The organism is Olleya sp. HaHaR_3_96, from assembly GCF_019278545.1.
Classification (GTDB): Bacteria; Bacteroidota; Bacteroidia; order Flavobacteriales; family Flavobacteriaceae; genus Olleya.
Window position 1 is genome coordinate 65,874 of sequence record NZ_CP058987.1, and the last position, 25,985, is coordinate 91,858.

22 protein-coding genes are annotated in these 25,985 nt (G+C 34.1%); 8 read left to right on the forward strand and 14 right to left on the reverse strand.

Features of this window, described 5'->3' with window-relative positions; translation table 11 throughout:
- Positions 1-83: 83 nt before the first annotated feature.
- Positions 84-470, forward strand: a complete 387-nt coding sequence (apaG, locus tag H0I26_RS00295; protein ID WP_101015268.1) for a Co2+/Mg2+ efflux protein ApaG — start codon at positions 84-86, stop codon at positions 468-470.
- Positions 471-622: 152 nt separating this feature from the next.
- Positions 623-2,251 carry an L-glutamate gamma-semialdehyde dehydrogenase gene (gene pruA, locus H0I26_RS00300; RefSeq protein WP_218700528.1) on the forward strand — a complete coding sequence of 543 codons (1,629 nt, stop codon included), beginning with the start codon at positions 623-625 and terminating at the stop codon, positions 2,249-2,251.
- An 84-nt stretch (positions 2,252-2,335) separates the two neighbouring features.
- Here the strand turns inward: pruA and gldC are convergent, their stop codons facing one another.
- A complete protein-coding gene (gldC, locus tag H0I26_RS00305) occupies positions 2,336-2,668 on the reverse strand; it encodes a gliding motility protein GldC (protein WP_198519991.1) in 333 nt (110 codons plus the stop codon).
- Positions 2,668-3,630 carry a gliding motility lipoprotein GldB gene (gene gldB / locus H0I26_RS00310; protein WP_218700529.1) on the reverse strand — a complete coding sequence of 321 codons (963 nt, stop codon included), beginning with the start codon at positions 3,628-3,630 and terminating at the stop codon, positions 2,668-2,670. Before gldB ends, gldC begins: the two co-directional genes overlap by 1 nt.
- Positions 3,631-3,721: 91 nt before the next feature.
- On the opposite strand from gldB, the gene nadE reads away from it, so the two are divergent.
- Both nadE and H0I26_RS00320 read left to right on the forward strand, forming a co-directional pair.
- Positions 3,722-4,510, forward strand: coding sequence for an NAD(+) synthase (gene nadE / locus H0I26_RS00315; RefSeq protein WP_218700530.1), 789 nt, complete (start codon positions 3,722-3,724; stop codon positions 4,508-4,510).
- Between the two features lie 106 nt (positions 4,511-4,616).
- Complete coding sequence (locus H0I26_RS00320; RefSeq protein WP_101015273.1) at positions 4,617-5,240, forward strand: response regulator; 624 nt, start codon at positions 4,617-4,619, stop codon at positions 5,238-5,240.
- On the opposite strand, the gene dnaG is transcribed toward H0I26_RS00320, so the two are convergent.
- Positions 5,235-7,190, reverse strand: coding sequence for a DNA primase (gene dnaG, locus H0I26_RS00325; RefSeq protein WP_218700531.1), 1,956 nt, complete (start codon positions 7,188-7,190; stop codon positions 5,235-5,237). The genes H0I26_RS00320 and dnaG overlap by 6 nt on opposite strands.
- Before the next feature lie 201 nt (positions 7,191-7,391).
- Between dnaG and H0I26_RS00330 the strand changes: the two genes are divergently transcribed.
- From H0I26_RS00330 to lspA, 3 genes are all read left to right on the forward strand, one after another.
- On the forward strand, positions 7,392-8,948 hold the full coding sequence (locus H0I26_RS00330; protein ID WP_218700532.1) for an NAD(P)/FAD-dependent oxidoreductase: 1,557 nt from the start codon (positions 7,392-7,394) through the stop codon (positions 8,946-8,948).
- A gap of 155 nt (positions 8,949-9,103) precedes the next feature.
- Positions 9,104-10,003 carry an ACP S-malonyltransferase gene (fabD, locus tag H0I26_RS00335; protein ID WP_218700533.1) on the forward strand — a complete coding sequence of 300 codons (900 nt, stop codon included), beginning with the start codon at positions 9,104-9,106 and terminating at the stop codon, positions 10,001-10,003.
- Complete coding sequence (lspA, locus tag H0I26_RS00340; protein ID WP_101015277.1) at positions 9,996-10,478, forward strand: signal peptidase II; 483 nt, start codon at positions 9,996-9,998, stop codon at positions 10,476-10,478. Before fabD ends, lspA begins: the two co-directional genes overlap by 8 nt.
- Before the next feature lie 37 nt (positions 10,479-10,515).
- Here lspA and H0I26_RS00345 read toward each other — a convergent pair whose 3' ends face one another.
- The 3 genes from H0I26_RS00345 to H0I26_RS00355 all read right to left on the reverse strand — a co-directional run bounded on the left by H0I26_RS00345 (position 10,516) and on the right by H0I26_RS00355 (position 13,151).
- The gene (locus H0I26_RS00345) at positions 10,516-10,707 is read right to left on the reverse strand and encodes a hypothetical protein (RefSeq protein ID WP_101020774.1); all 192 of its coding nucleotides are present in this window, start codon (positions 10,705-10,707) and stop codon (positions 10,516-10,518) included.
- 169 nt (positions 10,708-10,876) lie between these two features.
- Positions 10,877-11,890, reverse strand: a complete 1,014-nt coding sequence (gene galE, locus H0I26_RS00350) for a UDP-glucose 4-epimerase GalE (RefSeq protein WP_218700534.1) — start codon at positions 11,888-11,890, stop codon at positions 10,877-10,879.
- Between the two features lie 109 nt (positions 11,891-11,999).
- Positions 12,000-13,151, reverse strand: coding sequence for a DegT/DnrJ/EryC1/StrS family aminotransferase (locus tag H0I26_RS00355; RefSeq protein ID WP_218700535.1), 1,152 nt, complete (start codon positions 13,149-13,151; stop codon positions 12,000-12,002).
- Between the two features lie 120 nt (positions 13,152-13,271).
- On the opposite strand from H0I26_RS00355, the gene H0I26_RS00360 reads away from it, so the two are divergent.
- A complete protein-coding gene (locus tag H0I26_RS00360; protein WP_218700536.1) occupies positions 13,272-14,507 on the forward strand; it encodes a 3-deoxy-D-manno-octulosonic acid transferase in 1,236 nt (411 codons plus the stop codon).
- A gap of 8 nt (positions 14,508-14,515) precedes the next feature.
- Here H0I26_RS00360 and H0I26_RS00365 read toward each other — a convergent pair whose 3' ends face one another.
- The 8 genes from H0I26_RS00365 to H0I26_RS00400 all read right to left on the reverse strand — a co-directional run bounded on the left by H0I26_RS00365 (position 14,516) and on the right by H0I26_RS00400 (position 25,666).
- Positions 14,516-15,355: a DMT family transporter gene (locus tag H0I26_RS00365; protein WP_256935221.1), complete on the reverse strand. Its 840-nt coding sequence runs from the start codon at positions 15,353-15,355 to the stop codon at positions 14,516-14,518.
- 66 nt (positions 15,356-15,421) lie between these two features.
- Positions 15,422-16,087, reverse strand: a complete 666-nt coding sequence (locus H0I26_RS00370; protein ID WP_218700537.1) for a bifunctional 4-hydroxy-2-oxoglutarate aldolase/2-dehydro-3-deoxy-phosphogluconate aldolase — start codon at positions 16,085-16,087, stop codon at positions 15,422-15,424.
- Positions 16,088-16,097: 10 nt separating this feature from the next.
- Complete coding sequence (locus H0I26_RS00375; protein ID WP_218700538.1) at positions 16,098-17,120, reverse strand: sugar kinase; 1,023 nt, start codon at positions 17,118-17,120, stop codon at positions 16,098-16,100.
- 238 nt (positions 17,121-17,358) lie between these two features.
- Entirely contained in the window at positions 17,359-18,123 is a 765-nt protein-coding gene (locus H0I26_RS00380; RefSeq protein ID WP_101015284.1) for an SDR family NAD(P)-dependent oxidoreductase, read from the reverse strand.
- Positions 18,124-18,183: 60 nt separating this feature from the next.
- Positions 18,184-19,809, reverse strand: coding sequence for an MFS transporter (locus H0I26_RS00385; protein ID WP_218700539.1), 1,626 nt, complete (start codon positions 19,807-19,809; stop codon positions 18,184-18,186).
- Between the two features lie 139 nt (positions 19,810-19,948).
- Entirely contained in the window at positions 19,949-20,650 is a 702-nt protein-coding gene (locus H0I26_RS00390; RefSeq protein WP_218700540.1) for a FadR/GntR family transcriptional regulator, read from the reverse strand.
- A gap of 483 nt (positions 20,651-21,133) precedes the next feature.
- Positions 21,134-22,471, reverse strand: a complete 1,338-nt coding sequence (locus H0I26_RS00395) for a RagB/SusD family nutrient uptake outer membrane protein (protein ID WP_218700541.1) — start codon at positions 22,469-22,471, stop codon at positions 21,134-21,136.
- Between the two features lie 12 nt (positions 22,472-22,483).
- Complete coding sequence (locus H0I26_RS00400) at positions 22,484-25,666, reverse strand: SusC/RagA family TonB-linked outer membrane protein (RefSeq protein WP_218700542.1); 3,183 nt, start codon at positions 25,664-25,666, stop codon at positions 22,484-22,486.
- Positions 25,667-25,985 lie beyond the last annotated feature (319 nt).

A 25,985-nucleotide genomic window follows, 5' to 3' on the forward strand; every position in this document is an offset into this window, starting at 1 on the left:
GTTAAAAAACAAGTTACATTTACAAATAGCGTCATAATAAAGGATATTTTGTTATTTTTACATTAAGCAAACTGCTTTAAACTATGGTTCAACAAGTTACAAGAGGTATAAAAATTTCGGTGGAAACCAATTTTGAAGGTACATTTTATAAAAACTATAAGATTAACTTTGCCTTTGGTTATCAAGTAACTATCGAAAATCAAAGCAAGGATTCGGTGCAACTTAATGCCAGGCATTGGACCATCTACGACGCTTTAAATGATGAAGAAATCGTTGCTGGCGAAGGCGTTATTGGCCTAAAACCAGTATTACAACCTGGCGAATCTCACACCTATTCTTCAGGCTGCCTACTCACCTCTCCCTTTGGCGCAATGAAAGGATATTACAGCATGGTCAACTTTACTACTACTAAAAAGTTTAATGTTGCTATTCCTAGTTTTAAATTAAGTGCTCCTTTTGCTCTTAATTAACAGGACAGCTTCCCTCCTTTATTAATCCTCCTTGTTTTAACAAAAAGTAAATATTAAATTCTAATATTTTACAATTTTGCTAACACCTATAACCCAACAAAAAATCGTAACTTTGTGCTTTAAATTTTCAAACTAAAAACACAACACTTATCATGGGAAAAGGATTTTTCAATGTACCAATTGCTGTTAACGAACCAGTAAGAGAATATGCTCCAGGCTGTCAATATCGTGAAGCAATAGCTAAGACATACAAAACAATGTACAACAGTAACTTAGATGTGCCAATGTATATTAACGGAAAAGATGTAACAACTGGAAACACAAGAACAATGTCTCCTCCACATGATCACAAACATGTTGTTGGTCAATATCATTTAGCGGAGAAGTCTCACGTTGATGAGGCTATTTCTACTGCTCTAGAAGCAAGAAAAAGCTGGTCTCAAGTGCCTTGGCAAGATCGTGCTGCTATCTTTTTAAAAGCTGCCGAATTAATTGCAGGTCCTTACAGAGCTAAGATTAATGCTGCAACTATGATTGCACAATCTAAAACAATTCACCAAGCAGAAATTGATGCCTCTTGTGAGTTAATAGACTTTTTACGTTTTAACGTACAGTTTATGACAGAAATGTATCATGAGCAACCTGAAAGCACAAGTGGTGCATGGAATAAAATAGAATACAGACCATTAGAAGGTTTTGTATACGCAGTATCTCCATTTAACTTTACCGCTATTGCTGGTAATTTACCTGCTTGTATGGCAATGATGGGTAACGTTGTTGTATGGAAACCTAGTGATTCTCAAATATACTCTGCAAAAGTAATTATGGATGTATTTGAAGAAGCTGGTGTACCTGCAGGTGTTATCAATGTTGTATTTGGTGATCCAGTAATGATTACAGATACGGTATTAGCTAGTCCAGATTTTTCTGGTTTACACTTTACAGGTTCTACTTATGTATTTAAAGAATTATGGAAACAAATTGGAAACAATATCCATAACTATAAAACTTATCCAAAAATTGTTGGAGAAACAGGTGGTAAGGATTTTATCGTTGCACACAAAACTGCTAACCCAAAACAAGTAGCAACCGCTATTACAAGAGGTGCTTTTGAATTTCAAGGTCAAAAATGTAGTGCTGCTTCTCGTGCTTATGTTTCAAAAAGTATTTGGAATGAAGTAAAAGAGCAAGTAATTGCAGATGTTAAGTCATTTAAAATGGGATCTCCGGAAGATATGGGTAACTTCATAACTGCTGTAATCCATGAAGGATCATTTGACAAATTAGCTAAATACATCGATCAAGCAAAAGCAGATAAAGGTGCTGAGATTATTGTTGGTGGTGGACACGACAAAAGTAAAGGTTACTTTATAGAGCCTACAGTTATTGTTGCTGAAGACCCTAAATACACAACGATGTGTGATGAGTTATTTGGCCCTGTTATTACTATTTATGTTTTTGATGATGACCACTATTCTGAAACATTAAAATTAGTAGACGAGACTAGTGATTATGCATTGACTGGTGCTATTTTAGCAAAAGACAGATATGCTGTTATCGAAGCAACTAAAGCTTTAGAAAACTGTGCTGGAAACTTCTACATTAACGATAAGCCAACAGGTGCTGTTGTAGGACAACAACCATTTGGAGGCGCAAGAGGTTCTGGAACAAATGACAAAGCAGGAAGCATCTTAAACTTACAACGTTGGGTATCTCCAAGAATGATTAAAGAAACATTTGTAACTCCAGTAGATTACAGATATCCTTTTTTAGGAGAGTAGTAAAACAACTATTTATATATTAAAAAACGCGTACCAATGGTTCGCGTTTTTTTTGTTTTATTATGATTCTAAAAAAGTGTTATTTTACTTTTTAAGTTCCAGTTTTTCAGCAAAATAGTCACAAAAATCTTTCATTGTTGCCGTCATTTTTTCGTCTTGAGTTGCTCTATTAAACGTATCACTCATAGCAACTAAGGTTTGATGAAAAAATATTTTCATCTCATCCACAGGCATATCCTTAGTCCATAAATCTATACGTAAAGACTCTTGCGCTACATTATCCCAAACGGACAACATCATTGCTTTAGCTTCAGCGTTTTTGATCCCACCATCTTGAGCGGTCCAATTTATTTTTTCTGGGACTCTGTTTTCGTCCAATTCAACTTTAAGTGTTATTTCTGAGGTCATATTAGCCATTATTGTCTTGGTTTATATTTTGCTTTATTAAATATAGTTTGTGCTGGGGTATTAATTAAGTCTACTAAAGTAGCCTCATTATTGTCCATAAAAGCTCTTACAATTTGCCAGCCTACAAACTGTCCTACTTTACCTGGAGATTCGTTATCAATTTCCGCTAAATAAAACTTAGAGAAAGGCGCATCGTTTATAAAACGACTTGGTAATTTAGAATCCGTACTATACAACACTTCTTTATCTATAAAATACTGCCACATTTGTTCTTGATTAGCTACAACCCAATCTAACTGTTCTGGCGTGTATCCAATTTTTTCAGCATCCGTTTTAAAAGGAATAATCTTATCTTTTACGTATAATAGCTTTCCAAAATAAATCATTTCTTCTAGTAAATTCTTACGCTTTGTATTTAACACATATTTTTGCGCATAAGCATTTGCTAAATCCACAACAATCTGTTCCGGTCTCATGTTAGCAACAATATATGACTGAAGTCCTTCATAAAAAAAATGGTCTTTTCCCAAATAAGTATCTAACTCTACAATAGCTATGGTATCCGTTACTATAACCTTATTTCTATAATCAACATCTGAGGTTGTTGTAATTACACGAGGGATTCTAAACGTTGGAAAATTATATTTTAAAGCTTGAAACAACTGCTTTATTTCTTTAGTTTCCGTTTCAAGTACTGGGAATTTCTTTAAAGTTTCCTCATTTAATTGAAGCTGTAACGTGTCTTTCATTTTAGTAACCCAAAACGCATCATCATATTGCCTTGGAAACATAAACGGAAAAGTGTTCTGTAACTGTGGTAAATCGTCAGGCGCAGCTTCCGCGAAAGCGATATCAAAACGTTCAATATTAACGTTTATATCAATTTTTGAAATCTCGTCCATCATCTTGTTGTCATCTTTGCAAGAAAACAATAAGAAAAATACTGATATAATTAAAATGGATACTCTCATAAAACTTAAGCGCTCTTAATTTTTATTACTAAAGGGTTTACTTTATTTTTGTTAGGCAAAGGTACTATACTTTGCACTAAATTCTTTGATTATGCAAACAGAAAAAGTTGTTAAACATATTGTAAATTGGTTAAAAGACTATGCTACTAACGCAAAAGTAAATGGTTTTGTTGTTGGAATTTCTGGCGGAATTGACAGTGCTGTAACCTCAACACTCTGTGCTGAAACTGGTTTAAAGGTGTTATGTGTCGAAATGCCAATACACCAACCTGCTAGCCATGTCTCTAGAGGCCAAGAACATATTGAACAACTTAAAAAACGATACCCTAACGTTGATGGTATCATATCTGACCTAACGCCTGTTTTTGAAGAATTTAAAACTGAAGTCTCTTTAGATGGTAAACAAGCCATTGTAGATATGGCTTTAGCTAATACTCGTGCACGTTTACGCATGACTACTTTGTACTATCATGCTGGGTTACTAGGTTTATTAGTCGCTGGAACAGGAAACAAAGTAGAAGATTTTGGTGTCGGTTTTTATACTAAATATGGAGATGGCGGCGTGGATTTAAGTCCAATTGCTGATTTACTTAAAAGTGAAGTTTACACCATTGCAGACTATTTAAAAGTTCCCGAATCTATAATTAAGGCCACACCAAGTGATGGTTTATTTGGAGATGCAAGAAGTGACGAGGACCAGATTGGCGCCTCTTATCCTGAGTTAGAATGGGCTATGAAAATGAAAGAGGATGGTAAAACAGAAGCTGATTTTTCCGGAAGAGAAAAAGAAGTTTTTAAAATTTTTAAGCGTTATAACACCAACAATTTACACAAAATGAACCCTATACCGGTTTGTGAAATACCTAAAGGTTTAATATAAAACACCTAACTATTATAATTTTACATACCTTTACCATGCTATTATTATTTCTATAACTCGTGCTTTTTTTAATATAAAAAAAAGCACCCTAAAAAATTAATTGACCATGGTTAAACTAATGGTTGCAGACCAACACCCTATTGTCACAAAAGGGTTAGAATTGGTATTTGCAAGTTCGCGTGACATTAAATTTATTGAAGCTGTTTCTGATGGCGAAGCAATTTTTGATGCCTTAAAACAGTACACTACAGACATTTTACTTTGCGAAATAGACTTACCAAAACTTAATGGTATAAGTGTATTAAGACGTATTAAAAAGGAAAACCCTGAAGTAAAGGTTATTATTTACAGTGCACAACAAGAAGATGTCTATGCAGTAAGTGCTATAAAAGCAGGTGCTGATGGCTATGTCCAAAAATCTACTGATTTATTATCTTTAAAAGATGCTATCATGAAAGTGCATTTGGGAGGCGTTTACTTAAGCCCAAGTCTTTCTAGAAAAATAGCTTCAGATAAAACTTCAGGAAAAGGTGGGTACTACAAAAAACTATCTACTAGAGAAGTGGAAGTCCTAAAATTACTATCTAGCGGTAAAAGAAATAAGGAAATTGCTGAAGAATTACAGATTAATGAAAAAACTGTAAGTACTTATAGAGCACGTTTAATGAAAAAATTAAATGTAACGAATCTAATAGACCTTGTCAATCAAGCTAAAGGATTAGAATTATAAGGCTCTATTTAATTTTCTAGCTAATAACATCTTCAAACCAGAATAGTCTTTGACCTCTTCCAAAATGTCTCTATTTACTACTGTTCTGTTTTGAAGTGTTTGTTGCTGAAAATTAAGTACTTTTTGATCAATTAAAAAACAACGTAACGTTAGGATTGTTTCACTTACTAACTGAGCCACAGAATCTATTTTAGTTTTAGGAAAAATATTATTACGCTCCCAATCCGATAATTCATAGCGCTCATCCTCCATTAAAATAGAAGTAATCTCTGAGGCTAAATCAGGATGTATCGTATTTATGATCGATTCTATTTTAAATTCCGGATTCTGATTTAATGTTTCAATTATTGCAAAATAAATATCTTTAAATAGCGGATTTAAAAATTCCATTTCATCTTCCTGCAAATCTAAAAACACTTTTTCAAACACTTTAGATTGTTGCACAATTGGTTCTAACTCTAATTGCCCTTTCTCATTTTCTTTTAATATAAGATCCTCAAAATCCACTGTTTTATCTCCATAAAGCAATAAAATCTCAATAATCTTGCGCTCTAAGGTATATTGTACATCTACCTTTTTAACTGCAGGCGTATTTTTTACAACTTCAAATGCTTGTGGCATTTCCGGTCCGTTAGAACTCCCTTTTTGATCTTTATTTGTGATTTGCGCCAAAGTAGAGAATAATACTTCCTCGCTAATATCCATGATCCTAGCACATTCTTGGATATAAATTTCTGTTTTAATCCTATCCGGAATTTTAGCTATACTGTTAACAATATCTCTAATCGTTTCCGCCTTTTTTATAGGATCATTTTTTGCACCTTCGTATAAAACAGACGCTTTAAATTGTATAAAATCTTGAGCATTCTCCTTCAGATACTTGGTTAACTCTTCTAACGTATTAGATTTAGCAAAACTATCAGGATCTTCTCCTTCTGGAAAAGTACAAACCTTAACATTCATACCTTGTTCAAGGATTAAATCAATCCCTCTTAAAGAGGCACGCATCCCAGCAGCATCACCATCAAATAGTACCGTAATATTTTTTGTCAATCGGTTAATTAACCTAATTTGATCACTACTTAACGCTGTACCAGAACTAGACACTACGTTTTTTATTCCCGTTTGATAAAACTGTATAACATCCGTATAACCTTCTACCAAATAACAATTATCTTCTTTAGCTATACTTTGCTTAGCATTATAAATACCATATAAGACTTTACTTTTATGGTACAAATCACTTTCTGGACTGTTTAAATATTTTGCAGCTTTTTTATCGTTAGTTAAAATACGACCACCAAAACCTAAAACACGCCCACTCATACTTTGTATCGGAAATAAGACACGACCTTTAAAACGGTCAAAGCGTTTACTTTCCTTAACTATAGTCAGTCCTGTGGCTTCTAAAAACTCTAATTTATAACCTTTTTTTAAAGCCTCATCCGTAAACCCACTCCATTGATCTAAACTATATCCTAAATCAAACTTCTTTATTGTTTCTGTTGTAAAACCACGTTCTTTAAAATAACTTAATCCAATTGCTTTTCCTTGGTCTGTGTTATGCAATATGTTCTGAAAATACTTACTCGCAAACTCACTCACTAGATATAAACTTTCTCGTTTATCTTGCTCTTGTTTTTGCTCGTTAGACTGTTCTGTTTCTTCTATTTCAATATTATACTTTTTAGCCAAATACTTTATAGCTTCCGGATAAGTAAAATGTTCATGCTCCATTAAAAAAGCAACGACGTTACCTCCTTTTCCACTAGAAAAATCTTTCCAAATTTGCTTAACAGGTGATACGACAAAACTTGGAGAACGCTCGTCAGAAAACGGACTCAGCCCTTTAAAATTAGTACCTGCTTTTTTTAGCTGAACAAAATCACCAATAACCTCTTCCAGTCTAGAGGATTCGTATACTTGGTCAATGGTAGATTTTGAAATCAAAGTTTTTTATTATTGAAGGATTATACTGCAAAAGTAATATAAATAACATGTTTTTCAATGCTGAAACTTATAGTTTTAAAACACTTTAGACAGCTCCAGTTTATAACATTCTATGGGCTAATAAGTCGCAAATAAAAAAAATGTTAAACAAGATAAATAGTACGTCATGTCTTTTAGCTCAAATTTGACTAATTTTGCAACATGGTAAAAGACATTCAACTTCGTGTTTCTTTAAAAGAAGAAGAGATTCCAGATATTTTAATTAAAAAATCTGCGGAATCGCTATCTATGTCACGGGACAAAATTTCCGGGATTAAGGTCTTGCGAAAATCTATTGATGCCAGAAAACCAAAAATCATATTTAATTACAAGGTCTCTGTTTTTATTAACGAACCCGTCCCTGAAACTTCAGACTACACCTTTGACTACAAAGACGTCTCTAAAGCTAAACCCATCCACATTATAGGATTTGGTCCTGCTGGTATGTGGGCGGCTTTACGTTGTATAGAATTAGGTTTTAAACCTATAGTTTTAGAACGCGGCGCGAATGTAAAAGACAGACGACGTGATTTAAAAGCCATAAATCAAGATCACTTTGTAAATGAAGACTCTAATTACTGCTTCGGTGAAGGAGGAGCAGGAACGTATAGTGACGGTAAATTATACACCCGTAGTTTAAAACGTGGTGATGTCCGACGTATTTTTGAAAACCTTGTTTACCATGGTGCCACAGATCAAATTTTAGTCGATGCCCATCCACACATTGGGACTAATAAGCTACCTAAAGTTGTACAAAACATTAGAGAAAATATTATTAAATATGGCGGAGAAGTCCATTTTAATACACGTGTTACCGATTTTGTAATTAAGAATAATAAAATAGAAGCCATACAACTTAAAAATGGTGACGAGTTAATTACTGACAAAGTCATTTTAGCGACTGGTCACTCTGCTAGAGATATATTTAACCTATTACATGATAAGAATATCGCCATTGAAGCAAAATCGTTTGCAATGGGGGTTAGAGCAGAGCATCCGCAACACATTATAGATTCAATCCAATACCATTGCGAAGGTCCAAGACCAGATTTATTACCTGCGGCTTCTTACAGTTTAGTGCAACAAGTTAATGGACGCGGTGTCTACAGTTTTTGTATGTGTCCAGGAGGTTTTATTGTACCAGCAGCAACTGCCAATGGAGAAGTTGTCGTTAATGGAATGTCGCCTTCAAGGCGAAATAACAAATTTGCCAATTCTGGTATTGTTGTAGAAATTGATGCCAATCGTGATCTTAAAAAGTATGAACATTTTGGAGCATTAAAAGCTTTAGAGTTTCAGAAAGACCTAGAGAAGTTAGCTTTTACAGCTGGCGGCAGAAGCCAAGTTGCACCAGCACAACGCATGACCGATTTTGTTGCAGGTAAATTATCTACTAGTTTAAATGAGACGTCTTATCAACCCGGTTTAAATAGTGCACCGCTACACAGTTTGTTCCCTAAATTAATTGGAGCTTCTTTAAGAAAAGGCTTTAAAGCTTTTGGAGATAAAATGAAAGGGTACTATACTGAAGAAGCTAATATTATTGGTGTAGAATCCCGTACCTCGTCACCAGTTAGCATCCCAAGAACAGACCTTTTATCTCATCCTGAAATCACGAACCTATTTCCTTGCGGAGAAGGTGGTGGGTATGCTGGTGGAATTATAAGTGCTGCCATGGATGGCGAACGTTGTGCAGAAGCGGCGACCGGTAATCTATAAAACACAAGAAAAAGCACTGTATTCCATTTAGAGAAAACAACATAAAGAAAGGCTAAAAACGTCCGAATTCTATACTAAACAGTACTAAATCTTAGGAACTGACTTGCGTCTTATACAGATTTTATTCTTATTTTCGCTACTTAAATAAGAAAGCAATGAAAGCATATATATTTCCAGGTCAAGGCGCCCAATTTACAGGAATGGGCCTTGATTTATACGAAAACTCACCAGAAGCACAACATTTATTTGAAGATGCTAACGAAATTTTAGGTTTCAACATTACAGATATCATGTTTGAAGGTACTGCTGAGCAATTAAAAGAAACTAAGGTTACACAACCTGCTATCTTTTTACACTCTGTTATTTTAGCAAAAACATTAGGTGATAGTTTTAAACCAGAAATGGTTGCAGGACATAGTTTAGGTGAATTTTCTGCTTTAGTCGCTGCTGGCGCATTAAGCTTTGAAGATGGTCTTAAATTAGTATCGCAACGTGCCCAAGCCATGCAAAAAGCATGCGAAATGCAACCAAGCACTATGGCAGCTGTATTGGGTCTTGAAGACCAGGTTGTTGAAGCTATTTGTGATAAAATAGACGGTGTAGTTCTTGCTGCAAATTACAATTGTCCCGGACAGTTAGTAATTTCTGGAGAAGTTAGTGCTGTAGAACGTGCTTGTCAAGCGATGAAAGATGCTGGAGCAAGACGTGCTTTAATGCTACCTGTTGGAGGCGCGTTTCACTCGCCAATGATGGAACCTGCAAGAGAAGAATTAGCAGCTGCTATTGAAAATACTACTTTTAGCAAACCAAATTGCCCAATTTATCAAAATGTAACTGCTACTGCAACTACTGATGAAGCAGAAATTAAAGCGAATTTAATATCGCAATTAACTGCTCCCGTGCGTTGGACACAATCCGTACAGCAAATGATAACAGACGGGGCTACTTTATTTACAGAAGTTGGTCCAGGAAAAGTCCTTCAAGGTTTAGTAAAAAAAATAAATAGAGATGCACAAACAGCATCTGCAACTTTACAAACTAAAGACGATGAGTAGTAGAAACATACTTATTTTAGGGTTAATTGTCCTCAATATTATTTTAGACCAAGTGTCTAAATTTATTGTCAGAGTAGATGTTATTGCAGGTACTCAAACAGAAATTTTCGGACAATACTTTACACTTCATAATGTAGAAAACAAAGGTGCCTTTCTAGGTATGGGTAGTGATTTTAGTCCAGCCTTACGCATCGGCTTACTTCTAGTCCTACCTATAGTTGTATTAGGCTTAGTACTAAGACATATTATTAAAGACAAAACCATGAATACAATGACCTTAGTTGGTTTTTGTTGTATAATTGGTGGTGGAATTGCCAATGTTTATGACCGTATTATTTACGGTTCTGTTACCGATTTTTTACATATCGATTTAGGTGGTGTGTTTAGGACCGGTATTTTTAATCTAGCAGACGTGTCTGTTATGGTTGGAATGGGCTGCCTAATTGTTGGTGGTTTAAAAACCAAAAAAGCATAAAAAAAAGCCTCGAAATAATTTCGAGGCTTTTTTTTATTTAACTAGCTAAATTACATGCGCTGCAATCTTTGACTTCTCCGTAATACGTTTCGCGATACTTGTGAAGTGTTTTAATTGGAATACCTAGTATTTGCTTTTTAATATACGTTACTTTGGCATTAAGTCGTCCCATTTTTGGATCGAATCTGTTTTCCTGTCTTGTCTGACGTTTTACTGTAATCAATTTCATTATTTTATCATTTGCATTGGCTACAAAGGAAGGGAGAATAACAACCAATAACGAATTACAAAAACTAAAATAGTGTTAATCAACACATTAATATTAATCTATTAATAAGATCGCACTATAATTATCGGATTACTAATTTAAGCATGCTCTTGTTCAAGATTTACTAATGCTATTTTAACACTTTTTGCCATTTCCAAGACGATAACATCGCTTGTTCTAAAGTATGTTCTGCTTTCCAACCTAATTCTAAATTAGCTTTAGACGTATCTGCAAACGCTGAAATAACATCGCCTGGACGTCTATCTACTATTTTATAATTAAGTTTTGTGTCTGATACTTTTTCAAATGCTTTAATGACTTCCAAAACAGTACTTCCTGTTCCTGTCCCTAAATTAAAAACCTCAAAATTAGTTTGATTTTTATGGTCCAGTAAACGTTGTAATGCCACCACGTGTGCCTTAGCAAGATCTACTACATGTATATAATCTCTTACACAAGTACCATCTATCGTTGGATAATCGTTTCCAAAAACTGATAACTGATCACGTAATCCTATTCCTGTTTGTGTTATATAAGGTATTAAGTTTTGGGGCACTCCTATTGGTAATTCCCCTATTTTTGTAGACTCATGTCCTCCAATGGGATTAAAATAACGCAGCGCAATACTATTTAAATTAGTATTGACTTTACAGGTATCTTTAATAATCTCTTCTCCAATTTGTTTTGTGTTTCCGTAGGGCGATTCTGCTGGTTTTATTGGAGCCGTTTCTGAAATAGGCATGACATCTGCCTGACCGTAAACAGTACATGAAGAACTAAATATAAAATTAGAGACCTTTAACTTTGTTAATTCTTGCAATACGTACACCAATGTATTTATATTATTCTCATAATACATTAATGGATTTTCTACACTCTCTCCTACCGCTTTACTCGCTGCAAAATGGATAACGCCTTGAATGTCTTGGTGTGCTTTAAAAAATGCTTGCACTGCTGCCTTATTTTTTAAATCTAATTTTTCAAAGACAGGAACTTGACCAGTAATTGCGACAATTCCCTCCAAGACCTCTAACGAGGCATTGGAGAGGTTATCTATTATTACAACTTGATATCCTTTATTTTGAAGCTCGACAACGGTGTGTGATCCTATAAACCCTAAACCTCCTGTGACTAGTATTTTCATATGCTGCTGCGCGCGTTAGGGATAGAAGCGGTATCCTTTTTTTGCTGCCATATATGGCAAAAAAAGATTTTAGCGGATAGCCCGACCCTTGTGGTAACGCCCTAATTATTTAGATTAAAAAGTTTTTAATTGTGGTTGTTATAAATTCGATTTGCTCGTCATCCAACTCGGTATGCATTGGTAAGGATATTACCTGCTTTACTAATTGGTTTGTTACTGGAAAATCAGCTTCGTTATAACGCTCGTCTTTATATGCTTTTTGTAAATGTAACGGGATTGGATAATAGACACCACATGGAATTCCGTTATCATTTAAATGCTTGACTAAGGCATCCCTGTCTGCGTTTTCTATTTTTAAAGTATATTGATGAAATACGTGACAGTCGCACGTATCACAAATCCCTTCGCAGTTATTTACCGTCTTTGGTGTTGTTATTTGCGGCACGTCCGCCAATGCTGCACTGTATTTTCTTGCGGCATTACGACGGGCATTATTATAGCTGTCCAACTTAGGTAATTTAGCGTCTAAAACTGCCGCTTGGATAGAATCTAAACGTGAGTTTACACCAACAACATCGTGGTGGTAACGCTCATACATTCCGTGATTTACTATTCCTCTTATGGTATGTGCTAATGCGTCATCATTTGTAAAAATAGCACCTCCATCTCCATAACATCCTAAATTTTTAGATGGAAAGAAAGACGTTGACGCCACATGACCTATTGTACCTGCTTTGGCTTTTTTACCATCGTTATATGTATAAGTTGCTCCAATCGCTTGCGCATTATCTTCAATAACATACAAATTATGCGCTTTAGCAATTTCCATAATAGCCTCCATATTTGCACATTGCCCAAATAAATGAACGGGTACAATTGCTTTTGTTTTTGGAGTGATGGCTTTTTTTATAGCTTCAATACTAATGTTAAAGTCATCTGGATTAACATCTACTAAAACAGGTGTTAGTTTAAGTAATGCGATAACCTCCACAGTTGCTGCAAAGGTAAAATCCGCAGTAATGACCTCATCTCCTTGTTCCAAACCTAATCCCATCATTGCAATTTGCAATGCATCTGTACCATTGGCACAAGGGATTACATGTTTTACGTTTAAATAATCTTCAAGGTTTTTTTGAAACTCATGAACCTTAGGTCCATTTACAAAACTGGTGTTGTCTATAATTTCTTGAATTGAAGAATCTACAACATTTTTTATAGCTGCGTATTGACCTTTAAGATCAACCATTTGTATTTTTTTCATCGCTGTATATGTGGTAAACTAATGTTAGAAACTTAGTTTTACTTTTAATTTATAATTATCGAATTTACAAAAATACCAAACGCTAAGCAATGAATTGTTTATTTTAGCAAAAATACCTTCGTGAAATTACTTTATAACATAGCCATACAACTAGCCACATTAGCTTTAAAATTTTTAAGTTTATTTAATAACAAACTTAAATTAGGGGTTATTGGACGCGCTAAAACTTTTGACCTATTACAACAATCAATAAATAAGGGCGATCGGACTTTATGGTTTCATTGCGCGTCTTTAGGCGAGTATGAGCAAGGTCTACCCATATTTAACGAGCTTAGAAAAGACTACCCTAAACATAAAATTGTATTGACTTTTTTCTCTCCTTCCGGTTATGAAATTAGAAAAAATGCGCCTTTTGCAGATGTTGTCGTGTACTTACCTTTGGATAGTAAACAGCATGCAAAACGCTTTATAACTATAGTTAATCCTGAATTAACTGTTTTTGTAAAATATGAAATTTGGCCAAATTATTTGAATCAAATTAAAGTACGAGGACTAAAAGCAATATTAATATCGGCCGTATTTAGAAAAGAGCAATCGTTTTTTAAATGGTATGGGATCGAAACTAAAAATGCCTTATTTGCTTTTGACCATATTTTTACACAAAACGAACCCTCTAAAACACTATTAGAATCTATTGGTTATACTACGGCTACCGTTTCTGGAGATACTAGATTCGACCGCGTCTCTAATCAATTAGAAATCAATAATAATTTACCTTTTTTAGATGAATTTAAGGACAATAAATTATGTGTCGTCATTGGTAGTTCATGGCCTGAAGACGAGTCTATTTTAGTTGATTTTATTAATGTTTATAAAGGATTACCCGTTAAATTTATAATTGCACCGCACAATATTAAGTCTAAACAGATTGAAAACATACAATCTGGATTAAATAAATCCTCTGTACTTTTTACAACAAAAGAAGGACAGAATTTACAAGATTACGATGTCTTTATTTTAGACACTATTGGTTTGCTAAGTAAAGCTTACAGTTATGCAAATATCGCTTACGTTGGTGGCGCTATGGGAACTACAGGTTTACATAATATTCTAGAACCTGCTGTTTTTGGAGTGCCCATTATTATAGGAAAAAACTACAGTAAATTTCCAGAGGCTTATGACATGATTGCTAATGGCGGGGTATTATCAGTTGCTAACAAAGCGCAATTATTTTCTAATTTAAACCTTCTGATTACCGATAAAGAATACAGGAGAACAACAGGATTAAAAAACCTTAACTTTATAAATGACAACAAAGGAGCGGTTATTAAAGTGACTGAATTTTTAAAGCAATAAACCCTGAACTACTTTTTAGCGGCATACAGCGTGTTACTGATTAAAGCGAGTATAATTACTGCTATTCCTAATAAAACCATTGCACTATAGGTTTCTAAAAACCAAAATGTACTGACTATTATTGTAAAGATTACTTCGATGTATTTAAACGGCGCAACAATACTGGTTTTTCCTGTTTGAAATGCTTTGGTCATATAGAGTTGCCCAACGTACCCAAAAACACCTAAACTAAGCAATATTAGCCATTCTAATTGGCTAGGGGTCTTCCAGTCACCAATACTCATGATACCTCCAAAAATTAAGGCGGTTAGCATAAAGTAGTTGATAATAACCAATGGGCTTTCTTCCTTTCCAATTTTTCTAATTAAAACAAAAACTAATCCATTGGAAAACGCTGAAACAAAGATTAAGACTACCCCTAAAGTATTTATATCCTGACCAAATCCTTTAATAATTAAAACGCCTGAAAAGGCCAATGCAAATAAAAACCATTGTAAAAGTTTGATTTTTTCTTTCAATAAAAACACAGCTAAAATAGCGGCAAAGATCGGAGCTGTATAGCGTAAAGACACCGCAGTACCAACTGCAATATAATTTAGAGATTGAAAGAAGCAGGTCAAAGATATCACACCTACTATTGCCCTTATTATCAATAACTGCTTTTTGTTACCAAAATAGGGAATCTTATTTTTTAAAATTAATGGCGTTGTAAAAGCTAAGGTACCTATTGCTCTAAAAAACACAATTTGATACACACCAAAACCATTTAGATATTTAACTAACAAATTCATAAATGCAAAAGCTAGTGCACTTACAACCATAAATATGATGGACTTATTATAATTCATTTTCAAGTAAAAATCCCTTCAATAAAAAATATTGAAGGGATATATTTAATAGTGCTAAATAACGTATTATTTTAACGAATCTATAATTTTTAAAGTACTTTTTGTTGTGGATTCAATTTTACTTAAGTCGTACATACCATTACTTTCTTTTGCAATAAGCTTAGATCCTATACCGACACAGGTAACACCCGCATTAAACCAAGACTCAAGATTTTCTCTTGTTGGAGAAACCCCACCTGTAGGCATAATACTAGTCCAAGGTTGAGGCCCTTTTATTGCTTTAACAAAGTCAGCCCCGTATGTTCCACCGGGAAATAATTTTACAATCTCACACCCTAATTCTTCAGCACGACAAATTTCTGTCAACGTTCCGCATCCAGGAGACCACATTACTTTACGTCTATTACAAACGATAGCAATATCTTCTCTTAACACAGGAGTGACAATAAAATTAGCTCCTAAAGACATGAATCTAGATGCAGAAGCTGCGTCTGTTACAGACCCAACCCCAAGTATCATTCCTGGTAACTCTTTTGTTACATACTTGCTTAGTGCGTCAAAAACTTCGTGAGCAAAATCGCCACGCGCTGTAAACTCTAATAATCGTGCGCCACCATCATAAACTGCTTTTACAACTGCTTTACTTATTTCTATATCGTCATTATAAAACAAAGGTACTAACCCTGTTTGTTTCATAACTTCTGCTACTTCTATTCTTGTGAAATTTGCCATTTTATTTTTTTTATCTTGAAACTTTACCTGAAGAATCTCCGCTTAACAATTTTTCGATATCATCCAGTGTTATTAAATTACAATCACCCGAAATGGTGTGCTTTAAGCAGCACGCTGCTACCGCAATATTTAAAGCTCTTTGCTTATCATCTTCGTTATTATCTAATCCATATATTAACCCTCCCATAAAAGCATCACCACTACCTACTCTATCTACAACAGGAGTTACTTCTTTAACATCTGCATTATAAATAGTTTTTCCATCGTATAAAATCCCACCAATACGTTGATGAGAGGCACTAACAGAATATCTTAATGTAGTAGCTGCGGTATGTAAATTAGGACATAATTTAAATATTTGATCATATAAAAACGGCAATGATTTTTCATTTTGATAATTAGGATCTACTTTGTCTTTTCCTAACATAAAAAATGCCGTATCGATATCTCCTAAAATGATATTACTATATTTTAAAAGTTGTGGCATTATTTGATTGGGCTCTTTGCCATATTGCCACAGCTTAGATCTATAGTTTAAATCTGAAGAAATAGTAATCCCTAATTTATGAGCCACTTTAATTGCTTCTAAACATTCGTCAGCAGCAGATTGCGAAATTGCAGGCGTAATACCACTCCAATGAAACCATGTCGCTCCCTTTAAAACGTTTTCCCAGTCTATCGCCCCTTTAACAATAGTCGACATAGAACTATGTGCTCTATCATAAACAACATTACTACCACGGGTCCCTGCTCCTGTTTCTAGGTAATAAATACCTAATCTGTCTCCACCATAGATTACATTTTTAGACTCTACGTTAAATTTACGCATCTCTTTAAGAGCACAAGCACCAATTTCGTTATCAGGTAGTCTGGTAACAAATTCGGCTGGTATACCATAATTTGCTAATGATACTGCGACATTAAATTCTCCACCACCATAAGAGGCAGCAAATTTATTTGCTTGAGAAAACCTTAAATGACGCTCTGTAGAGAGTCTTAACATAATTTCTCCGAATGTGACAATTTTACTCATTTTATAAATTTGATTACTATTCTATTTTTAAAAAACTAAATAGTTTTATTTTTTAAAATCTTTATTAAAAATAAACTATTACAGTTTAAAAAAAGACGTTCTTAAAAAATAAAACTATTTAGTATACTAAAACTTATATCACAATTTAGCTAAAAGCTAACGCTTCTTTACGAACAACATTACTTTGAATGTGACATAAAGTTTTATTAGCTGCTAAATATGCTAATTTAAATTTAATTTAAATTCCTAAAGCTTGACCACCACCAATTTGGATAGTTTCTGCTGTAATGAAAGAGGCATCCTTACTTGCTAAGAATGAGATTACTCCAGCAACATCTTCCGGCTGCCCTAATCTACCTAACATAATATTATTTGCCCAAGAAGCGAAAACTTCTGGTTTAGTTGCTTTAATTTGCGCGTGGAATGGTGTATCAATAGTACCAGGTGATACCGCATTTACTCTGATGCCGTATTCCGCTAAATCCTTAGCTAATGCTCTTGTAATAGCATGAACACCGGCTTTAGATGTTCCGTAGATACCTGCTCCTGGCCCACCTGCAGTCCATCCTGCATTAGATGTGTAATTAATTATTGAAGGATGCTCTCCTGATTTAAGGAAAGGTATTGCTGCTCTTGATGCATAAAATACAGAATCCAAGTTTAAAGCCATTACGTTTTTATAAAATTCGGTAGTCATTTCTTCAAATCTAGAACGACCTCCTAATCCACCTGCATTGTTTACAAGTACATCAATTCTACCATATTTATTTCCTATCGCTTGAATATTAGACGTTACTTCAGCTTCATTTGTTACATCAAAACCGTAGTATTCTGCCGTGATTCCTTCAGCTTTCAACACTTCTAATTTCTCAGCTCCCGCTTTATCGTCTATACCATTCAAAACTACAGTATACCCATCTTTACCTAATCTTTTTGCTACTTCAAAACCGATACCTCCTGTTGCTCCTGTTACTATTGCAACTTTTCCTGTTGTATTACTCATTTTTATATGTGTTTAAATTTAATTTATTCTTTAATTATTGTCTAAATTCTTAATATCTAATTAACTTCTTGGTTTTAGTGGTTCTATTTTTGGACATAATAACCAAACCGCTAAAAGTGCAATTATTGCTAATGCTCCACCTATTATAAATGCAGGCGTATAATTACCACCTGTTGTTATAAATGTCACTAAAAGTGTCAATCCAGCTGCGCCAAGTTTAGCCGCCATACCAGCAAAACCTGAAAGTGTACCCACTATTTTACCTCCAAAAAGATCACTTGGAAGTGTTTGAATATTTCCTATAGCCACTTGAAAACCAAATAATAATATAGCCATAATTATAACTGCAATTAATGCTGCAGTATTTCGAGCCTTATTAATTTCTGATAAAGACGCAAGAGCTGCAATTCCAACATCTGAGGGCGGTCCATATTTTGCCAATAAACGTTCTTCCTTTGTTGCTTCTGCTTTTGGTGTTTTCCAAACAGCAGATTGATATGCCTTAATAAATCGAGGATTAGATTTAATTTCATTAGTGCTATTTCCAGCAATGTCTTCAATAAAATCTTTATCCGATTTTAAATCTTTGAATGCATCATTATCCATTATCTTTTTAACTTGTGGATCAGCCATTGTTACAGCTGCAGACTCTTCAACTCCAAAAACCCCTAAAACTTGCGGTGCACCAGGGTATTTTAATAGAATAAAACATGGAATCATTATTACACATCCCAATGTAATAACATACTTACGGGTCTTATCCACAGTCCATCCAAAATTTAGCTTCTTTTGAGCAAGCAAACCGCCATACCATGCACCAATCATTGCTCCTACATAAGGAACCCAAGCTGAAAATGCAATTTCTTTTACATTCATACCAAATACCTCAGATAAATAAATAGGAATCCAAACGATAAACAACCACCAAATAGGATCAAGTGCTGCCGAAGCAATTATTACTCCCCAACTTTCTTTATGCCTAAGCAACTCTCCAGTATCAGGCACATATCCATCATCATAATTACCATCTTCATCAATATCTTGATTTTTTTGTCCAGAAAGGATATATTTTCTTTCATCATCAGACAACCAAGGATGGGTCTTTGGACCTGATTTTACAATGAACAACCAAGGCAATAGCCATAATAATCCAAGTATACCTACAACTATAAAAATGGATTTCCATTCTAAATAAGCAGATAACAAGCCAATAACTGGATAAGCAACAATACCTCCAATAGCTGCTCCTGAATTAAAAACGCCTTGAGCCAGTGCTCTCTCTTTTGTTGGAAACCACTCCGCATTAGCTTTAGCTGCACCGGGCCAATTTCCAGCTTCCGCAACACCTAATATTGATCTAAATATCGAAAAACTTAACATCCCTTGGGCTAAGGCATGAAACATAGTTGCTACAGACCAAACACCAATAGATAAAGCAAACCCCATTCTAGTACCTATCCAGTCAAAAATCTTACCAAAAAGCGCCTGACCTCCGGCATAAGACAGTATAAAGACTGTTGATATGGTACCAAAAATAACCTTATGTCCATCCTTGTCCATCTCAGGAAATAAATCTTTAGCAATGTCAGGCCATAGTGCTCCAAAAGCTTGTCTATCTATATAATTTACCACTGCAGCTAAAGCCACTAGTCCTACTACCCACCATCTTAATCCTTTTACTTTCATAAGGTTTTTTAATTTTTAAAATAAACCATCTAACAGGATATTTAGGAACAAACTAAATACCAGTACATTAGACTGATTTGTAATAAATTTGAATATTTGTAATTTAAAGAAGTGTTACCTTAAATTATTTTCTATATATCTATAAATTGTAACAATATTTATACAATTCGTTAAAGTGATTTTTCATTGCCTGTTTTGCTCCAACGGGATCTTGCCTTTTAATGGCGTCGAAAATTAGTTGGTGTTCTGCAATAGCCCCTCCTGATAAATTTTTATCACAAACATGGTATTTTTCAAAATTTGTAATAATTTCAGGGGTGATTATTAACATGAACGTATTCATAGTGCTATTTCCACTAGCCTTTGCTATCGCTAAATGGAACAGTAAATCTTCCTGAACAGCATCCTCTTTGTTCTTAACTTTATTACTATAAGCATCTAAAGCTATTTTCATTTTCTCTAAATCTTCATCTGTACGTCTTAAAGCTGCTAGCCTTACCGTTTTTAATTCTAATAAAATTCTAGTTTCAACTAAATCTTTAAATTCTGGAGATTCTAATCTTAAGATATCTTCTATCATTCCATTCATAGCAATAACTCCGATATTTGCTACAAAAGTTCCGCTTTGCGGAATGGATTTCAATAAACCGTAAAATTCTAATTTTTGAATAGCTTCCCTTACATTACTCCTTGACACTTCAAACTTTTCCGATAGCACACGTTCAGCAGGTAATTTATCTCCAGGTTCAAGATTTTTAATGTTTATTAAATCTCTTATCTGAGCAATAATTTGCTTTTGTAGGCTAAAGTTTTCATTTTTTGTAAGGACTTCCAATTTCATATAAATAATATTTTATTTATTCTATTATACCTTCAAATTTACTAAATATGAACAAATCTTTTATATAATTATTTAGCTAAACTTTACACTTCTGTCTAGACTTGTAAAGCTTAACTTAAATAAAAGACTAATCATAATAATTTTAATATGTGACCACTAGCTCATAATACCTCACTTTTAAAAAAGGTGTTTATCCCTTTTCTAATGTTAAAATTCATACCCTCTTTTAAAATTACAAACTATACTTATTTTGCTTATTTCTGGAAATAATTTACTTAAAACCCTATAGACTCTAATACTTACTTTTTAACTAATAAACATATCATCACAACTTTTCACAATTTAAGATAAGCCGTATATAATATAACTATTCCCACTATTTAATTACTTTTAAGCAAAAAAATATTTTCTTTCTTTATAAGTATTACATTTAAACCAAATGGATAAATAATAAGATTTATAAAGAAAGAAAATCACCAACTATTAATAACCCGCATTTTGAGTAATCACACCATCGGTAGCTAATATTTCTGAAACAGGAACAGGGAATAAATAATAATTACTATTAACGGTTACTCCCATTTCTGAATCTACAGTATTTGTTCTAACTAAATCAAACCATCTATGTCCTTCAAATGCTAATTCTAATCTCCTTTCATCTGCAATAGCTTGTCTAACATCAGCCTGAGAACTGATTGTACCTGTTAAGCTATTTAAACCAGCTCTAGTTCTTATATCATCCAATAAAGGAAGTACAGTAGAAGCGGGAGACGAATTTTCATTCAATGTTTCAGCATATAATAAAATAATATCTGCTAATCGAATTTCTATCCAATCATGCTCTGGACCTAAACCACCTTCTTTAGGGAATTTCACTGCCGTTAAACCATCTACATTAAGAGTCACAGCTCTTCGTAAATCCGTACCACCTCCATTAGCATCACTAGCATCAAATGCTGCAACTAAATCAGGATCGACTGGTAAATCAGCTTTTGAATCATCCCCTACATACCAATTCCAAAAATCAGAACCAAATGAATACTCATCTGTTACAGATCCTGTTATTTGAGTTGAAAAAATAATTTCAGAGTTCTCTACTTCATTTTGTGCTCCAAAAATTTCATCGAAATTAGTTTTCAAACTTATTCCTGCTGATGCTGCTCCATTTACAACAGCCGCCAAATGTGGCTCAGCATTAATAAAATCTCCCATTGCCACATACACCTTACCTAGTAAACTCTGAGCTGCATAACGAGAAGCTCTTCCATTATCACTAGTAACACCTAACAAAGCCATAGCACTGTTTAGATCAGGAATAATAACATTATTATATACATCCGCCGCAGGTTGTCTTACCAAAACAGATGTATCAGTTAAGCTAGGCTCTGCCAATAAATTAACAGTAACATCTCCAAAAACTTGTACTAACTTAAAATAAGATAAAGCTCTCAAAAATTTAGCCTCACCAATTTGAACATTATTAGAAGAATTTTCTATTACATTATTAGCACTCAATATTGATTTATACACAGCGGTATAAAAAGGCCCAAAAAATTGATCCTCCATAGCTGTTAACCCATTATCATATTCATCAAACTCTGTATAAGGAGATTCATCCATTACAGCATTATCCGATCTAAACTCCCCCATAACAGCAATTGGTGTTACCGTACCTAATTGATAATAATATGCTGCATTCAAAACACCTTCAAAATCTGTTAAAGAATCTGAATTAGCAATATTAGATGGGGATTGCTCTAAATCCGTCGAACATGCTGTTATGAAAAGCAATGATCCTAGTAATATAGATATTTTTTTCATTTTATTTTTTTTTTAAAAATTAACATTTAATCCTACTGTAAAACTTCTAACAATTGGACTAGCACCAAATTGTGTTCCGTACGTTGTTGGTCCTAAATAATCACCACCAGAAGTACTAACTCCTTCAGGGTTGTAAGAAGTATAATCATCTGCCCATAAATACAATAAATTAGTTGCCGCAACATAAGCTCTAATAGAACTTAACCCTATTTTTTCAACAACATCCTGTTTAAGCGTATATCCTATAGTCAAGTTTTTTAATGCTACAAAAGAAGCATCTTGTAAAGCTGCATCTGTTTGATTTCTGTTTGGTGTATAAAATTCTCCATTATGATCAGCAATACCGTCATTATTAGCATCAAAGCTATCTACCAATCTTCCTCCCCATTGCGATCCATAATACAAAGGATCTACATTATAAACATCTGCTCCATGAGACCCTTGAAATTGTAAAGACATATCAAAATCTTTGTAAGTAAAATTATGAGACATACCCCAGTAAAAATCTGGTGTATTCTGTCCTATTTTCACTAAATCTCCACCGTCTTCAACAGTTCTAGTATTATCAATTACACCATCTCCATTCTGATCTACAACATAAGATTCTCCAGATTGATTATTTGGACTTCTTGTACCATCAGCCAAGTAAGTCATTTCAACCTCCCCAATAGTTTCTAATCCCCACATCTCACCTATTCCTCCTCCTACATAATTTCTAAACACAGGACCTCTTCCACTTACTCCATAAATAGTTTGAGGCAATTCTGAAAGTCCACCTAAATCTGTAATCTCTGTATCAACAGTAGATAAGTTAGCTCCAAAACTCCAAGTAAAATTATCATTACTTATCACTCTTGCATTTAACTCAAATTCCCAACCAGAACTTCTTACGTCACCTGAATTAAGAACAATAGAAGATGTTCCTAAAACTTCGGAAACACTTTGATTAATTAATATGTTTTCAATATCAGAAGTATAGTAATCTACCCCGATTGTAAAACGATTATTCAATACTCCGAAATCTATCCCGTAGTTAGTTTCAGTATTTGTTTGCCAAGTCAAATCTAAGTTTGCGACATTATCAGGTATTAAAAAACCAGTCCCAAAAAACGTTGCTGAAGGATCCAACAAACTCAATGCATCATAAGACCCTAAAAATGAAGTCGTCCCTAAAGACCCATAACTCATTCTTAATTTCAACTTACTCAACATTTCACTTTCGTCTAAAAATGATTCTTTATGTACATTCCATCCCAATGAAAATGCTGGAAAAGTTGCATATTGTTTATTTGCTCCAAATCGAGAATCTCCATCTCGTCTTACAGAAGCAGATACTAAGTAACGATCATCATAAGCATAGCTCACTCTTCCAAACACACTCTCTCTTGCTCTAGTTTCATCTCTTTCTGTTACGGTAATATCCGCAGGGTCAAATAAATTATAATTTAATATATCTCCATCAGGCACATTTACACCATCTAATGCTGTCCCTTGTAATTTAGTCGTTTGAAATTCTATTCCCGCGACTGCTGAAACATCATGTTTACCAAACTCTTTAGCAAAACTTAGAGTCGTTTCGCTCAAAACAGATGACACTTTTAAATCTGTTTGATCCATATATGTTTGAGAAGTCCTAGCTCTAGAATCATAACCAATTAATCTATGTTCATAATACTGTGTATCCTTAAGGTCACCACCTAAAACAGTTTTTAAGTTAAGACCATCCAAAATACTATATTGTAAATAAGAACTTACATTCCCGAAAAATGTTTTTTCCCAACGCTCTGTATTATCTAGCTTTGCTGCTGGCCCAGCATCACCAGAACCTCCAATACCGTTATTATTTCTTCCATAATGCCAATCTTGGGCCGCCATACCAGGTTCCAGAGTATAAATACTATTTGCCTCGTAACCAGAACCTCTATATCCATCATCAAAAGCTTCTAATCCTAAAGCTTGTGCTTGTACATCTAATTGTTGCACAAATGCGATTGATTCAGCTGTATGATAAATAGGAGTAACAGGTGTTGATCTTAATAAATCCCTCATATCATGACCTAAAATATCTCTATCAGATGTAAATCCATTAAAGCTTACTCCTGTTTTGAATTTATCACCTAATTTCGCATCGATATTCAATCTTGCATTTAGTCTTTCATAACCTTCAGTGATTACAACACCTTCTACTTTTTGATATCCAATTGACCCAAAATATTTCACATCATCAGTCCCACCACTCATATTAAAATCATGACTCATTGTATTACCATCACGAAACAACCAATCTTCTGGACTAATTGAACCTGGTGAATCTTCATAAGCACTCAACCTATACTCTAAAAAATCAGGATCAACACTATTTACAGTACCTTCCCAATTACCTGCCGCAATCTCCTCTCTTGCATGAGCTGCCCATTCCGTACCAGACTTAAGGATATTCTTACGGTACTTACTAGAAATACTTGTATAGGTATTGTAGCTAAAAGCTGTTTTACCTGACTTTCCTTTTTTGGTTGTAATTAATATAACACCATTTGCACCTCTAGAACCGTAAATAGCAGCAGAAGCTGCATCTTTTAAAACCTCTAAACTTTCAATATCATTTGGATTAACGGTAGCCAGACTACCTGAAATAGGAAAGCCGTCAACAACTATTAACGGGCTAGAATTACCAGAAATAGATGATGCCGCTCTAATTTGAATTTTTGGATCCGCACCAGGTGATCCATTTTGGTTTTGAATTAAAACCCCTGGCAATTTACCAGCTAACGCTTCATCTACACGTGTAGCCTGAACACCAGCAACGTCATCTCCACCAAGACTTGATACAGCTCCTGTAAGATGTGATTTTTTTCGTGTACCATACCCAACAACAACAACTTCCTCTAAAGTATTAGCATCAACCGTTAAGGAAATATTAAGTTTTGACTGCTTATCAACCACAACCGTTTGAGCTGTATAACCTATATACGAAAATTTTAATACATCTCCTTTTTTAGCTTTGATTTGATATTGACCATCAAAATCTGTACTTGCGCCATTAGTCGTTCCTACAACAACAACATTAACATTAGGTAATGGCATGTTGTACTCGACATCAACCACTGTTCCGGTTATTGTCACATCGTCTTGAGCAAAAGCAGCAATGCACATGAAGAGCATTGCAAATAGTGCTGATTTAGCTTTTAAATTCATAATTAATTTTTAAGTTTTTAGTTAATTAATTTAGTTTCACTAAAAACACAAACGTTAGGCGAGTAACAATTTGTTTGTTACTTTTGTAATGTTATGTTTTTAACATAATTACTTCCCGTCAAAGAAGTGTTTTTTTTTAAAAGGATAGATTTTTTAATCTGTCCTTTTTTTATGGTTTTAACCCAATAAACATAATTGGTTTACCAGATTGGTTTACCAAATATATATAAATATTTGTTAATTACAACGTTTTCGTGATTTTTCTATGTTAAAAAACCACATGTTTAAGTTAAAATAGTAAAGAATCACATAGAAAATA